This window comes from Micromonospora sp. NPDC002575 (assembly GCF_042889525.1).
Classification (GTDB): Bacteria; Actinomycetota; Actinomycetes; order Mycobacteriales; family Micromonosporaceae; genus Micromonospora; species Micromonospora carbonacea.
The window spans coordinates 26,298-39,581 of the sequence record NZ_JBIARA010000025.1; the positions used below are offsets into that span (position 1 = coordinate 26,298).

Consider the following 13,284-nt stretch of genomic DNA (forward strand, 5'->3'; position numbering starts at 1 on the left):
GCGGGGTCCTGTCACGCAGCGACACGGGCGGTCCGCCCGTCACGCTGCGGCCCCACCCCGGTCGCGCACCGGCGGGGCTCCTGTCAGGCGGCGGCGGGGTCCTGTCACGCAGCGACGGCGGGGACGGTGCGCTCGTACATGTCGGCCCAGTGCAGCTCCCGCAGCCCCACCGAGCGGTAGAGCGTCGCCGGGGAGGTCGGGTTGGCCAGGTCCACGCCGAGGCCGGCGTGCCGCCGCCCCTTGGCCGCGTAGACCGCGAAGGCCCGCCGCAGCAGCGCGGCCCCCACCCCGCGCCGCCGGTACGCCGGCAGCACCGACAGGGTGCGTACCCAGCCCATGTCCTGTTCCAGCGCCTGGTCGGACGACTGCAACGCGCCGGCCGGCTCTCCGTCGACCTCGGCGACGAACCACTCGTCCCAGGTCCTGGCGTACGCGGGAAGGTGTTCCCGCCAGTGGTCGTAGCCGACCGGCTCGTAGTCCAGGGTGTCCCGGAACGCCGTGTCGAAGATCCGGTGGAACAGCCGCAGGTCGGCCTCGTCGTCGGCGCGCAGCGGGCGGACCGTCACCCCCGGCGGCAGCGGCGGCTCGGCGGGCAAATCGGCTAGTTCCCGGCTCATCCGCAGGTACCGCTTCACCCGGGTGAAACCGGCCCCGGTCAGCTCGGTCGCCCACCGGGTCTCCGGCCGGTACGCCGAGGTGCGGACGGTCAGCGCGGGCAGGCCCCGCTCGGCGGCCCGCTCGGCGACCCGGTCCAGCATCCGGGCGAGCAGCGGCGCGCGCACCGCCGCGCCGTGCTCCGGGTCGACGAGGACGTCGACGAACTCCCGGCCCACCCCGGTCGGGTTGTCCACCAGCGACCAGGCGACGAGCCGGCCCTGCGGGTCGCTGACCAGCCAGGAGTCGCGCGCCGGGTCGAAGTGCGGTGCCGTCAGCGCCGCCTTGACGTCCTCGGCGTCGAAGTCCGGGTGGCCGATCGCGAAGGTGTCGGCGGCGTGCACGACCGCGAGGATCGCGGGCACGTCGTCGAGGGTGGGGCGGCGCGCCGCCCAGCCGGCGGGAAGAGTCACGGGGCGATCCTGGCAGCCGGCCCGGGGCCCACGCCCCCCATTTCCCCCCGCTCCCCCGCTCCCCCGCTCCCCCGCTCCCCCGCTCCTCTGGCGCGCTCAGCGCCCCGCGCCACCCCGCCCGCCCCACTCTGCGCGCCCCGCCCCGCTCGGTGCGGTGCGGTGCGGTGCGGTGAGAAGGGTCCCCTTCTCTACCTCAGGCGTTAAGAAGGGGCCCTTCCTTGCACCAGGGCGTGCGCGGCGGTCAGCAGGTCGAGCAGCTCGACGCCCTCGGCCGGGGTGAGCGCCCGGAAGCCGGGCGACGTCAGCCGGTCGGTCACCGCGTCGGCCCACAGCCGGCGGCGCACCAGCGGCCCGACCGGGGGATACGGCGGCGACCAGCCGCAGGCGAGCGCGGCGGCCTCCCCCTCCGGGCCGGTCAGCATTGCCTCCAGCGGCGTCAGCCCGCTGGCCCGCACCGCCAGCAAACACGCACCGACGACGTGTTCCCGGAGCAGCAGCAGCCCGACGGCGGCGCGGGCGGCCGGCGAGTCGGCCGGCGGCGGCATGGCCCGCCAGGCGGCGAAGAGCGGCATCGCGCTGGCGTCGGCCGCGTCGACCACCCGGTGCAGCAGTGTCGCCAGCCGGCCCACCCCGGCCAGGGTGGTCAGGTGCTCGGCGCCCCACCGGCAGCATTCGGCCAGGTACGCCGCCGCCACCTCCGGCGGGCGGAGCACGCGGGCGGCGGCGTCCCACCCGTCGGCGACGGCCTCGGGGGCGACGAAGCCGAGGGCGGCGGTCACCGTGGCGACCCGGACGTCACCCAGCGCCCCGGCCCGGCCGGCGACGTGGAAGGCCCAGCCGGGGATGCCGAGCCGACCGGCCCGGCGCAGGGTGGCCGGGCAGCGGGTGAACGCCGCCCCGAGCCCCAGCACCAACGGCTTGCTCGCGGCGGCGACCTGCTCCGGCGTCATCGGGTTCAGTCTGCCCCGCCGGGGCCTTCCGCCGCAGCCCCGCCCTCGGCGTCCACCGCCTCGATCGCCCCCTCCACCTCGCCGGTGCGGCGGCGGGCGGCGATGACGGCCCGCTCCGCCGCCCGGCGGGCCAGCTTCCGCCGGCTCAGTTCCTGTTCGGCCTGGGCGCGTCGCCGTTCCAGCTCGGCCAGCGACCGTTCGATGTCGGCCAGTTCCTCGGTGCCGTCGTGCTCGGCCGCCGCCGCGCCGGCCAGCTCCGCCTCGGCCCGCTCCTGGTCGGTCCGCGCCCGCGTCAGTTCCCGCTCCAGCGCCCGGCGCTGCCGGGCCCGCTCGGCCCGCGCGGCGCGCTCGGCACGGTCGGCCTCCCGGGCGGCGCGCTCGGCATCCCGGGCGGCGCGCTCGTCGCGCTCGACGTCGCGGGCGGCGCGGCCCGCTCCGGGAGCGGCGTGACCGGCCCGGTCGGCCTTCCGGCCGGCGGGCTCGGCGCGGCCCGTCCTCCGGCCGGCGGCGCGCTGTCCGGGGCCGGCGGGCGGGCCTGGGGGCGGGGGCGGCTCCTCGCCGCCGGTAACCAGGCGGAGCTGGGGGCGGGGCACCTCGCCGAAGCCGGCGTAGCTGGCGGCCCGCAGCAGCCGGCCGGAGCGCACCTGCTCGGCGACCTCCGCGTCGGAGAGGGCGGCGTTGAGGGTCGCCTCCACCTCGCCCAGCGGCAGCTTCCCTGCCGGCGGGCCGCCCTCGGCGTCGGCGGCCAGCCGGCGGGCCTCGGCGACCAGCGCGGCGACCGCCGCCCGCCGCTGGGCGGAGAGCTCCCGCAGCCGGGGGCCGCGCAGGTCGCGCTGGGCGGCGCGCAGCGCCTCGGCGAGCTGGGTCAGGTCGGCGACCAGGTCGGGGCGGCGCAGGGCGAGCAGGTTGACCAGCCAGGCGGCCACGGTGGGCCGGCGCAGCCGGGCGATCTCGCGGGCCGCGGCGGGGTCGCCGGAGCGCCGGGCCTCGGCGACGGCGGCGTCGCGGGTGGCGACGAACGCCTCCGGCGGCTCGGTGTAGAGCCGCCGGAGGAGGTCCTGCGGGGGCGGCACGGCACGGCTCAGGCGTCGAGCCGGCTGCCCGGCTCGAGGCGCTGGTAGTCGGTCCCGGACAGGGCCGCGTACTGGCGGTTGAGGACGGCGAGCCCGTTGTCGTTGAGCAGCCCGTCGTGCAGGGCGAAGGCGCGGCGCGGGGCGACCGCGCGGATGAAATCGAGCACCTCGGAGAACTTCGACCAGGGGGCGTGGATCGGCGCGAACAGCGTGTCCACCTGGACGTCCTCGGGTGCCACCAGCGAGTCGCCGGGGTGGTAGACGACGTCGTCGAGCAGGTATCCGAGGTTGTCCACGACCGGGATGTCGGGGTGGATGACGGCGTGCCGGCCGCCGTAGGCGCGTACCGGCACGCCCGCCGCCGTGAACGACTGGCCGGGCACGACCGGCTCCAGGGCCTCGGCCGCGTCACCGAGGACGCCGGCCAGCGAGGCCGGGCCGTGGATGCGCAGCGGCCGGCGGTCGAGCTGTCGGGTGAGCGCCGCGACGTCCACGTGGTCGGGGTGCTCGTGGGTGATCAGCACCGCGTCCGCCCCGTCCAGTGCCGCCGGGTCGCTGAAGACGCCGGGGTCGACGACCAGCACCCCGCCGTCGTGCTCGACCCTCAGGCAGGAGTGGGCGTACTTGGTGAGCTGCATCGTGACTCCTCGATTGACCTAATCGTGATGTCTCTGAGCGCAGTCTGCCGGAACCGGCCCGGTGCCGCGTCGCGTCTGACGTATCGCCCGACGGGGGGCGCAGACGATCGGAGCTGTTGATGGACGGACACGCGAGACGCAGGTTGTGGACCGCGGTGGGGCTGGTGGCGCTGCTGGCGGTCGGCGGGTGCAGCGCCGACGGCGACAGCGGCGGCGCGCAGGACTCGGCGGCCGTGGCGCCCCAGCAGGGGGTGGCGGCCGGCGGGGCGAAGGCCGAGCAGGGGGCCGACGCCGGAACGGCGCGCTCCGGCGCGGGCGGCGGGTCACCGGACCTGCGGGTCGACCAGCGGTCGATCATCTACACCGGAACCATGCGGGTACGGGTGGACGATGTGGACGCCGCCGCCCGGTCCGCCGTCGCGGCGGTCACCGGCATCGGCGGCTTCGTCGGCGGCGACGAGCGCAGCAGCGGGGGAAGCGCCGACGCGCGGGCGGAGTTGCAGCTGCGGGTGCCGGCGGAGCGGTTCACCGCCGTGCTGGAGGAGTTGGCGCGGCTCGGCCGGCAGGAGCAGCGGGCGATCCGCACGGAGGACGTGACCGAGGAGACCGTGGACCTCGACGCGCGGATCGCCACCCAGCGGGCCCGGGTCGAGAGCGGTCGCAAGCTGCTGGCGCGGGCCACCTCGATCGGCGACCTGGTGACGCTGGAGAGCGAGGTGGCCCGCCGGGAGGCCGACCTCGCCTCGTTGGAGGCGAAGAAGCGCCGCCTGGCCGACCTGACGGCGCTCTCCACCATCACCCTCACCCTCGTCGGGCCGGAGGCGGACGTCCGGGACCCGGAACCCGACACCGGCTTCGTGGTCGGCCTGCGCGGCGGCTGGACGGCGTTCGTCGCCTCGTTGGGCGTGCTGCTCACGGTGCTCGGGGCGCTGCTGCCGTTCGCGGTGGCCTTCGGCGTGCCGGTGGCCGCGCTGTTGGCGGTGCTGAGGCGGCGTCGGCGGCGGGCGCCGACGCCGGTCGTCAGCGCGCCGCCGCCAGTGCCCGCAGCGCGGTCTGCACCATGACCCGGACGCCGACCGCGATGGCCCGCTCGTCGACGTCGAACGACGCCCGGTGCAGGTCGACGTTCGGGCCGGACCGGCCGACGCCGAGCCGGGCCAGCGCGCCGGGGACGTACTCCAGATACCAGGAGAAGTCCTCGCCGCCCATGCTCTGCGGGGTCTCGGCGACCCCGTCCGGGCCGAGCGCGGCGTGGGTCGCCGCGGTCAGCACCTGGATCGCCCTGGCGTCGTTGGTGACCGGGGGCCGGCCGCGCAGGTATTCCAGGTCGACGGTGGCGCCGGTGGGGGCGATGACGTCCCGCACCACCTGAGCGACGATCTTGGGGGCCTCGTCCCAGGTGTCGCGGTCCATCACCCGCAGGGTGCCGGACGCGGTCGCCTCGGACGGGATCACGTTGTACCGGGTGCCGGCCGAGGCGTGGCCGAACACCAGCAGCAGCCCGCTGTTGGCCGGCACCCGGCGGCTGACCAGGGCTGGCACCTCGGTGACCAGCCGGCCGAGGGCGTCGACCAGGTCGACGGTCAGGTGCGGGCGGGCGGTGTGCCCGCCCGGGCCGGTGAGCCGCACGGTGACGTTGTCGGCGGCGGCGGTGATCGGGCCGACCCGCAGACCGATCTTGCCGACGGGCTGGTTGGGGTCGCAGTGCAGCGCGAAGATCTGCACGACGTCGTCGAGGCCGCCGGCCTCGATGACCTCCAGCGAGCCGCAGGGCAGGATCTCCTCGGCCGGCTGGAAGATCAGCCGGACGCGGCCGTCCAGCTCGCCGAGGTCGGCGAGCTGGGCCAGCAGCATGCCGACGCCGAGCAGCACGGTGGTGTGCACGTCGTGGCCGCAGGCGTGGCAGACACCGTCCTTCGTGGACCGGTAGGGCACGTCCTTGACGTCGGTCAGCGGCAGCGCGTCGATGTCGGCGCGCAGCGCGACCACCGGGCCGTCGGGGCGGCCGTCGATGTCGCAGATGACCCCGTTGCCCTTCGGCAGCAGGCGGGGGCGCAGGCCGGCGAGGGACAGCTCGCGGGCGATCAGGGCCGCTGTCTCGAACTCCTCGCCGGAGAGCTCCGGGTGGGAGTGGATGTGCCGGCGGGTGGCGACGAGGCCGGGCACCCGGAGGGCGAGCAGATGGTCGAGCTCGAAGGGCAATGGCTGCGACCCGGACGGCGACTCCGGCCAGGCCGACGACGCCAGGTGGCTGCCGTTCGGCAGCGTCAACGCACTCGTCACGTCGAAATCTCGATCACTAGGAATGGATGGATCTTCGGGGATGACAGCCGCCAGCCTAGACCTTCGACGGTGACTCTGTGCAACATCATTCCCGTAGTGATCGGACCGCGCAGCGTCACGAACGCCCTGGTGGGAGGGCTCGATAATCTGCGGGACAGCAGGTAGATCGCGGTTGAACGCCGTCATCTGCCCCACACCTCCTACAACCCGTAACCGACTCGGCGGTCACGAAATCACCCTCGATCCGGGGCCGTCGCTACCGAATTGTCGCATTAGTCGCTTCGGTTAACTGCTGCTCAGACAATTAACCGACCGCACTCGGCGGCCGGACGACTCCTGACGGTGACACGACGGGTCGGCGTGCTCCCGCACACGCTGTCCGTCCCGTTCACCCGGACGGGTTACCCACTGCCCCGGGTGGCACACACCGGGCCGCCCCGGCCGCGGGCCACACACCGGCGACCCTAGCCCCGCCCGGTTACGCCTTGCGACCCCTCGACGTACGGATCAGGGGATCAGAACCGGTCGCTGGGGCGGTACGTGCCCCACACCTGGCGCAGGGTCCCGCAGACCTCGCCGACCGTGGCCCGGGACCGCAGCGCCTCCTTCATCGGGTGCAGCACGTTCGCCGTGCCCTCGGCGGCGGCACGCAGCTCGCCCAGCGCCCGCTCGACGGCGGCGTTGTCCCGCTCGACCCGCAGCTTCGCCAGCCGCTCGGCCTGGGCCGCCTCGATCGTCGGGTCCACCCGCAGCGGCTCGTACGGCTCGTCGGCGTCGACCGTGAACCGGTTGAGGCCCACCACCACCCGCTCGCCCGAGTCGATCTCCTGGGCGATCCGGTACGCCGACTGCTCGATCTCCCGCTTCTGGAAGCCCGCCTCGATGGCGTCGACCACCGAGCCGTGGTCGGCCACCCGCTCCATCAGCTCCACCACCGCCGCCTCGATCTCGGCGGTCATCGCCTCCACCACGTACGACCCGGCGAACGGGTCGACCGTGGCGGTCAGGTCCGTCTCGTACGCGAGGACCTGCTGGGTGCGCAGCGCCAGCCGGGCGGCCTTCTCGGTGGGCAGCGCGATGGCCTCGTCGAAGCTGTTCGTGTGCAGCGACTGGGTGCCGCCGAGCACCGCGCCCAGCCCCTGGATCGCCACCCGGACCAGGTTCACCTCGGGCTGCTGGGCGGTGAGCTGCACGCCGGCCGTCTGGGTGTGGAAGCGCAGCATCATCGACTTCGGGTTCTTCGCGCCGAACTCGTCGCGCATCAGCCGCGCCCAGATCCGCCGGGCGGCGCGGAACTTCGCGACCTCCTCCAGCAGCGTGGTGCGGGCGACGAAGAAGAACGACAGCCGGGGCGCGAAGTCGTCCACGGCCAGCCCGGCGGCGAGCGCCGCCCGGACGTACTCGACGCCGTTGGCCAGCGTGAACGCGATCTCCTGCGCGGGCGTCGCGCCGGCCTCGGCCATGTGGTAGCCGGAGATGGAGATGGTGTTCCACTTCGGCACCTCCGCCCGGCAGTAGGCGAACGTGTCGGCCACCAGCCGCAGCGACGGCTTCGGCGGGAAGATGTACGTCCCCCGGGCAATGTACTCCTTGAGGATGTCGTTCTGGATGGTGCCGTTGAGCGCCGCGCCCGGCACCCCGGCCTCCTCGGCGACGAGCTGGTAGAGCAGCAGCAGCACGGATCCCGGCGCGTTGATCGTCATCGAGGTGGAGACCTTGTCCAGCGGGATGCCGTCGAACAGCAGCCGCATGTCCTCGATCGAGTCGATGGCGACGCCGACCTTGCCGACCTCGCCGTGGGCGATCGGGTCGTCCGAGTCGTACCCCATCTGGGTGGGCAGGTCGAACGCGACGGACAGGCCCATGGTGCCGGCGCGCAGGAGCTGGTGGTAGCGCGCGTTGCTCTCCGTGGCGGTGCCGAAGCCGGCGTACTGGCGCATCGTCCACGGCCGGGAGGTGTACATGGTGGAGTAGACCCCACGGGTGTACGGGAACTCCCCCGGCCCGCCCAGCCGGTCGGGCAGGTCCTCCGGCAGGTCCGCCTGGGTGTAGACGCCCTTGATCGGGAAGCCGGACTCGCTCGACCGCGGTTCGCTCATCCCCGGATGGTAGGACGTGCCGCCGCGCCGGAGGGTGAGGGATTCCGCACACCGGACCCCTGTCTTTCCCGGCGCCCCGGAGGGTGAACGCCTGGCCGCGTAGGGTCCGGTTCGGTAAACGTCCGTCGCGTCGGGTTTCGCATCGGGCGTCGGAACCAGCAAGATAGGGGTGTTGTGTCCCAGCCCCCTCGATTTCCCCCGGTGGCTTTTCTGTGACTCAGATCCCGACGTGGAGCGGCGGACCAGTCAGCCCACCCCACGGACGTGCGGCAGCCGGCACCACCATCGGTGACCGATACTCGCTCCGGTCCGCGGTGGGCAACGGCGGCATGGGCACGGTCTGGCGTGCCACAGACACCCTGTTGCGGCGCGACGTGGCGGTGAAGGAGGTCGTCCTCCCGCCGGGCCTGGCCCCGAGCGACCGCGACGCGATGTACGAACGCACGCTGCGCGAGGCCCGCGCGGCAGCGGCCATCCAGCACCCGGCCGTCGTCCAGGTGTACGACGTGGTCACCGAGGGCGGCCGCCCCTGGATCGTGATGGAGCTGCTGGACGCCCGCAGCCTCGCCGACATGGTGATCGAGGACGGGCCGGTGGCCCCCCGCGCGGTCGCCAAGATCGGCATCGCCCTGCTCGGCGCGCTGGAGGTGGCCCACGCGATCGGGGTGCTGCACCGCGACGTCAAGCCGGCGAACGTGCTGATCTGCACCGACGGCCGGTGCGTGCTCACCGACTTCGGCGTGGCCAAGCTCCCCACCGACGTGCAGCTCACCACGCCGGGGATGGTGCTCGGCTCGCCGCACTTCATCTCGCCCGAGCGGGCCATGGGCCAGGATTTCGGCCCGCCGAGCGACCTGTTCTCCCTCGGCGTGACCCTCTACACGGCGGTGGAGGGCCGGCCCCCGTTCGACAAGGGCGACCCGATCGAGACGATGCACGCCGTGGTCGAGGACCCGCCGGCCACGCCGCAGCGCAGCGGCCCGCTGACCCGGGTGCTGATGGGGCTGCTGGAGAAGGACCCGGCCCGCCGCCTCGACGTGCACACCGCCCGCGCGATGCTGCGCGAGCTGCTCGCCGGCCCGCTGACCAGCACCGCCACCGCCGTCAACTCGGTCACCGACCCGTACGCGGTGGTGCCGGTCAAGCCGCGCCCGCCCGTCGTCGCGCCGCCGCCCGCCGAGGAGCCGAAGCCCAGCGGGCAGATCGGCGGCCGGGCGATGCTCGCCCCCGGCGAGTCGCTGACCGACCGGCTGGCCGCGCTGCGCCGGGGCGAGAAGGGCAAGAAGAAGACCACCGCCGCCGCGAGCGCCGCCGCGCTGGACGACACCAGCGCCGACGCGCTCGCCGGCCCGCTGCACACCCCCACCGGGGCGATGCCCGCGCCGCCACCGTCGCCGGCCGGCCGCACGTACGGCGGCTCGTCGGAGGCAACCCAGCGGGTCGACGCAAGCGCCGCGCCGGAGGCCACCCAGCGGATGACGTACGGCGGCCCGGCCGACGCCACCCAGCGCGTGCCCCAGGGCGGCCCGGCCGACGCGACGCAGCGGGTCTCCGGCTTCGGCGGCGCTTCGGCCGACGCGACGCAGCAGGTGCCCGGCTTCGGCGGCGGCTCGCCGGACGCCACCCAGCGGGTGCCGTTCGGGCCCCGGCCGGACGCGACGCAGCGGGTCACCTACGGCAGCCAGCCCGACGCCACCCAGCCGGTCCCCGGCTTCGGCGGCTCCCCCGACGCCACGCAGCGCGTCGGCGGCGGCGCGTACGGCGGCGGCCAGTGGTCGGTGCCCGGCACCGGCCAGCCGTGGGCCGCCCCGGCCGCCGGCGCGCCCGCCCCGGCCGCCGGCGGCGGAGCAGCCGGCCGCCTCGTCGCCACGGTCAAGGGCTGGCCGCGCACGATGCAGCTCGCCGCGGCGGGCGGCATCGCCGTGCTGCTGCTGGTCGCCGTGTTCGCCTTCACCGGCGGCGACGACCCGGAGTCGCCGGCCACCCCGCAGGGGCAGCCGAGCGCCGGTGCGCCCGCCGGGCCGGGGGTGGAGATGCAGGAGCAGTCGGCCAAGGGCATCACCGTGCAGGTGCCGAAGGGCTGGGAGCGCCGCAGCGCCGACGGGGCCGTGTGGGTCGACTACATCGACCCGGAGGACAACGGCCGCAAGGTGCGCATCCTCTCCGAACGGTGGAGCACCTCGTCGATGCGCTGGGCCGAGTCCGCCGCCAACGGCCTGCGCAGCAGGTCGGCCTCCTGCCAGAAGCCGTACAACCAGGTGTCGATGACCGAGCAGGAGCTCGACGGCAAGGCCGCGGCCGAGTTCGAATACACGTGCGGCGAGGGCGACACCAAGCGGCACGGCGTGTGGCGCGGGGTGGTGCACGAGGGCAAGGTCTACTCGTTCTACCTCTCCTCCACCGACGCCCGGTTCGCCGAGAGCAAGCCGATCTTCGACCAGATGGTGGCCTCGTTCAAGCTCGGCGGCGGGAGCAACTGACCCCGGCCGGGCGACGCGCCGCCGGCCGGGCCCGGGCCGACGCGACACCGGCCGGCCGGGCCGACGCGACATGGTGATCCGCCGCCGTGCTATCAAGAGCCATGGCGGCGGAACCCACTGACCTTGACGAGACGCGCGACCGCGACGGAGCGCGCGGCCTCGACGACCTTCGCGACCAGGCCCGGCGGTGGCTCGACGACGACCCCGACCCGGCCACCCGCGACGAGTTGCAGGCCGTGCTCGACGATCTGCCGGCGAGCGCGCCGGAGCTGGCCGACCGGTTCGCCGGGCCGCTGACCTTCGGCACCGCCGGGCTGCGCGGCCCGCTGCGCGCCGGCCCCAACGGGATGAACCTGGCCGTCGTCACCCAGGCCGCCGCCGGGCTCGTCGCCTGGCTCGCCGCCCAGGACGCCACCGGCCCGCTGGTCATCGGGTACGACGCCCGGCACGGCTCGCGGGAGTTCGCCGAGCGCACCGCCCAGGTCGCCACCGGCGCGGGCCGCCAGGCGCTGCTGCTGCCCCGCCCGCTGCCCACCCCCGTGCTCGCGTACGCGGTGCGGCAGCTCGACGCGGCGGCCGGCGTGATGGTGACCGCCAGCCACAACCCGCCGCAGGACAACGGCTACAAGGTCTACCTCGGCGCGCAGCTCGGCGGCGAGCTGGGCGCGGGGGCGCAGATCGTGCCGCCCGCCGACACCGGCATCGAGGCCGCCATCCGGGCGGTCGGCCCCCTCGCCGACGTGCCGCTGGGCCCGGCCGGTCAGGTCGTCGGCGACGACCTCGTCGTCTCGTACGTCGACCGGGCCGCCGCCGTGGTCGACCCGGCGGGGGCCCGACGGCTGAAGGTGGCCTACACGCCGCTGCACGGCGTCGGCGCGGCCGTGCTGACCGCCGCCTTCGCCCGCGCCGGCTTCGGCATCCCCGGCGTGGTGCCCGACCAGGCGGTGCCCGACCCGGACTTCCCGACCGTCAGCTTTCCCAACCCGGAGGAGCCGGGGGCGATCGACCGCCTCGTCGACCTCGCCCGGCGCACCGAGGCGGACCTGGCCATCGCCAACGACCCCGACGCGGACCGCTGCGCCGTCGCCGTCCGCGACGGGGGTGCGGCGGGCGCTGCTGGCGTGGCGGGTGTTGCCGCCCCGGCGACCGTTGCCGGCCCGGCGGGCGCGGCTGGTGTGGCGGGTGTTGCCGCCCCGGCGACCGTTGCCGGCCCGGCGGGCGCGGGCGGGGCCGGCGGCTGGCGGATGCTGCGCGGCGACGAGGTGGGCGCGCTGCTCGCCGACCACCTCATGCGCCGAGGCGTGCAGGGTCTCTACGCCACCACCATCGTGTCGTCGTCCCTGCTGCGGGCCATGTGCGCCGCCCGGGGCCTGCCCTACGACGAGACGCTCACCGGGTTCAAGTGGATCGTCCGGGCCGGCGGCGGCTCCGCGCCCCTCGTCTACGGCTACGAGGAGGCGCTGGGCTACTGCGTCGCACCGGAGCACGTCCGCGACAAGGACGGCATCACCGCCGCGCTGACCGTCGCCGAGCTGGCCGCCGGGCTGAAGGCGCAGGGGCGTACCCTCACCGACCGGCTCGACGAGCTGGCCGCCGAGTTCGGCGTGCACCACACCGACCAGCTTTCCGTACGGGTCGACGACCTGCGCATCATCGCCGACACGATGGCCCGGGTGCGGGCGGCCACCCCGACGACCCTGCTCGGGCAGCCGGTGACCGAGGCGCGGGACCTGCTCCCCGACGCGGACGTGGTGATCCTGCGCAACGAGGCGGCCCGGGTGGTGATCCGCCCGTCGGGCACCGAGCCGAAGCTGAAGGCGTACCTGGAGGTGGTGGAGCCGGTCGCGGACGGCGACGTGCCGGCGGCCCGCAGCCGCGCGGCGGCGGCGCTGGCGGCCCTCCGCACGGAGATCGCCGCCGCCCTCGGCGTGTAGGCAGGACCGCCCCACACCCCCCTCCCCTCCCCTCCCCGCCTCGCCTCGGCCCGGTGATCAAGAGATTTGTGTCATTGTCGAGATCAACTCTGACGCTTTTCTCTTGATCACCGGGGCGGGGCGGGGAGGAGCGGGGCGTGCGGGGCGACCCTCGGCTGCCCCCGGCCCCCGAGCTGACCGTGATCCTCAGCGAGGCGGTGCTGCGCCGCCCGGTGCCGGGCCGGTCGGTGATGGCCGACCAGCTCCGGCACTTGCTGGCCGTCGGCGAGCGGCACAACATCACCGTCCGGATGCTGCCGCTGGCCGCCGGCCCGCCGCTGGCCGCCGAGGCCGGCACGTTCGTGCTGCTCGCCTTCCCGCTCTCGGCGCTCGGCGTCCCGACCGAGCCGCCGACCGTCTACGTCGAGGGGCAGACCGACGCGCTCTACCTCGACCAGCCGGCGGAAATCGCCGCCTATGAACGGGTCTGGCAGAGGCTGGAATCGCTCGCCCTCGGCGAGCGACAATCAGCGGAGCTGATCGATGCCATCCGGGGAGGGTGCTATGAGTGACCTGACCGGCGCCCGCTGGCGCACCAGCACCCGCAGCGGCACCAACGGCGGCGAGTGCGTCGAGGTCGCCGACAACATCGCCGGCATCGTCGGCATCCGCGACAGCAAGGACCCGGGCGGGCCGGCCCTCACCGTCCCGCCCGCCGCCTGGTCCGCCTTCGTCGCCGGGGTCAAGGCCGACCGCCTCACCCCCTGACGGCCCCTCACCC

General features: G+C 75.1%; 10 protein-coding genes and 2 pseudogenes. 6 read left to right on the forward strand and 6 right to left on the reverse strand.

Annotated elements, in window-relative coordinates:
* Nucleotides 1-104: 104 nt before the first annotated feature.
* The 4 genes from ACFYWL_RS27615 to ACFYWL_RS27630 form a co-directional block, all read right to left on the reverse strand.
* Nucleotides 105-1,067, reverse strand: a complete 963-nt coding sequence (locus ACFYWL_RS27615; RefSeq protein ID WP_386978460.1) for a GNAT family N-acetyltransferase — start codon at nt 1,065-1,067, stop codon at nt 105-107.
* A gap of 200 nt (nt 1,068-1,267) precedes the next feature.
* Nucleotides 1,268-2,017 carry a hypothetical protein gene (locus tag ACFYWL_RS27620; protein ID WP_386978463.1) on the reverse strand — a complete coding sequence of 250 codons (750 nt, stop codon included), beginning with the start codon at nt 2,015-2,017 and terminating at the stop codon, nt 1,268-1,270.
* Nucleotides 2,018-2,022: 5 nt separating this feature from the next.
* Nucleotides 2,023-3,090: a hypothetical protein gene (locus ACFYWL_RS27625; RefSeq protein WP_386978465.1), complete on the reverse strand. Its 1,068-nt coding sequence runs from the start codon at nt 3,088-3,090 to the stop codon at nt 2,023-2,025.
* An 8-nt stretch (nt 3,091-3,098) separates the two neighbouring features.
* Nucleotides 3,099-3,728 carry an MBL fold metallo-hydrolase gene (locus ACFYWL_RS27630; RefSeq protein ID WP_386978468.1) on the reverse strand — a complete coding sequence of 210 codons (630 nt, stop codon included), beginning with the start codon at nt 3,726-3,728 and terminating at the stop codon, nt 3,099-3,101.
* A gap of 119 nt (nt 3,729-3,847) precedes the next feature.
* On the opposite strand from ACFYWL_RS27630, the gene ACFYWL_RS27635 reads away from it, so the two are divergent.
* Nucleotides 3,848-4,792, forward strand: coding sequence for a DUF4349 domain-containing protein (locus tag ACFYWL_RS27635; RefSeq protein ID WP_386978471.1), 945 nt, complete (start codon nt 3,848-3,850; stop codon nt 4,790-4,792).
* Here the strand turns inward: ACFYWL_RS27635 and ACFYWL_RS27640 are convergent.
* Both ACFYWL_RS27640 and ACFYWL_RS27645 read right to left on the reverse strand, forming a co-directional pair.
* The gene (locus tag ACFYWL_RS27640; RefSeq protein WP_386978474.1) at nt 4,749-6,011 is read right to left on the reverse strand and encodes an amidohydrolase; all 1,263 of its coding nucleotides are present in this window, start codon (nt 6,009-6,011) and stop codon (nt 4,749-4,751) included. The genes ACFYWL_RS27635 and ACFYWL_RS27640 overlap by 44 nt on opposite strands.
* Nucleotides 6,012-6,526: 515 nt before the next feature.
* Nucleotides 6,527-8,110, reverse strand: coding sequence for a methylmalonyl-CoA mutase (locus ACFYWL_RS27645; protein WP_386978477.1), 1,584 nt, complete (start codon nt 8,108-8,110; stop codon nt 6,527-6,529).
* Nucleotides 8,111-8,322: 212 nt separating this feature from the next.
* Between ACFYWL_RS27645 and ACFYWL_RS27650 the strand changes: the two genes are divergently transcribed.
* The 5 genes and pseudogenes from ACFYWL_RS27650 to ACFYWL_RS27670 all read left to right on the forward strand — a co-directional run bounded on the left by ACFYWL_RS27650 (nt 8,323) and on the right by ACFYWL_RS27670 (nt 13,271).
* Nucleotides 8,323-10,590, forward strand: coding sequence for a serine/threonine-protein kinase (locus tag ACFYWL_RS27650; RefSeq protein ID WP_386978481.1), 2,268 nt, complete (start codon nt 8,323-8,325; stop codon nt 10,588-10,590).
* A 101-nt stretch (nt 10,591-10,691) separates the two neighbouring features.
* Nucleotides 10,692-11,687, forward strand: a pseudogene (locus tag ACFYWL_RS27655) (phospho-sugar mutase); the annotation flags it as partial.
* A gap of 132 nt (nt 11,688-11,819) precedes the next feature.
* Nucleotides 11,820-12,524: pseudogene (locus ACFYWL_RS27660) on the forward strand (phospho-sugar mutase); the annotation flags it as partial.
* A gap of 137 nt (nt 12,525-12,661) precedes the next feature.
* On the forward strand, nt 12,662-13,075 hold the full coding sequence (locus ACFYWL_RS27665) for a DUF5753 domain-containing protein (protein WP_386978484.1): 414 nt from the start codon (nt 12,662-12,664) through the stop codon (nt 13,073-13,075).
* Nucleotides 13,068-13,271, forward strand: coding sequence for a DUF397 domain-containing protein (locus ACFYWL_RS27670; RefSeq protein ID WP_386978487.1), 204 nt, complete (start codon nt 13,068-13,070; stop codon nt 13,269-13,271). Before ACFYWL_RS27665 ends, ACFYWL_RS27670 begins: the two co-directional genes overlap by 8 nt.
* The last annotated feature ends 13 nt before the right edge of the window (nt 13,272-13,284 follow it).

Excerpts from the sequence above, each read along its gene's own strand:
- ACFYWL_RS27620 (WP_386978463.1), bottom strand. The coding sequence starts at position 2,017 with ATGACGCCGGAGCAGGTCGCCGCCGCGAGCAAGCCGTTGGTGCTGGGG.
- ACFYWL_RS27630 (WP_386978468.1), bottom strand. The coding sequence starts at position 3,728 with ATGCAGCTCACCAAGTACGCCCACTCCTGCCTGAGGGTCGAGCACGAC.
- ACFYWL_RS27635 (WP_386978471.1), top strand. The coding sequence starts at position 3,848 with ATGGACGGACACGCGAGACGCAGGTTGTGGACCGCGGTGGGGCTGGTG.
- ACFYWL_RS27645 (WP_386978477.1), bottom strand. The coding sequence starts at position 8,110 with ATGAGCGAACCGCGGTCGAGCGAGTCCGGCTTCCCGATCAAGGGCGTC.
- ACFYWL_RS27670 (WP_386978487.1), top strand. The coding sequence starts at position 13,068 with ATGAGTGACCTGACCGGCGCCCGCTGGCGCACCAGCACCCGCAGCGGC.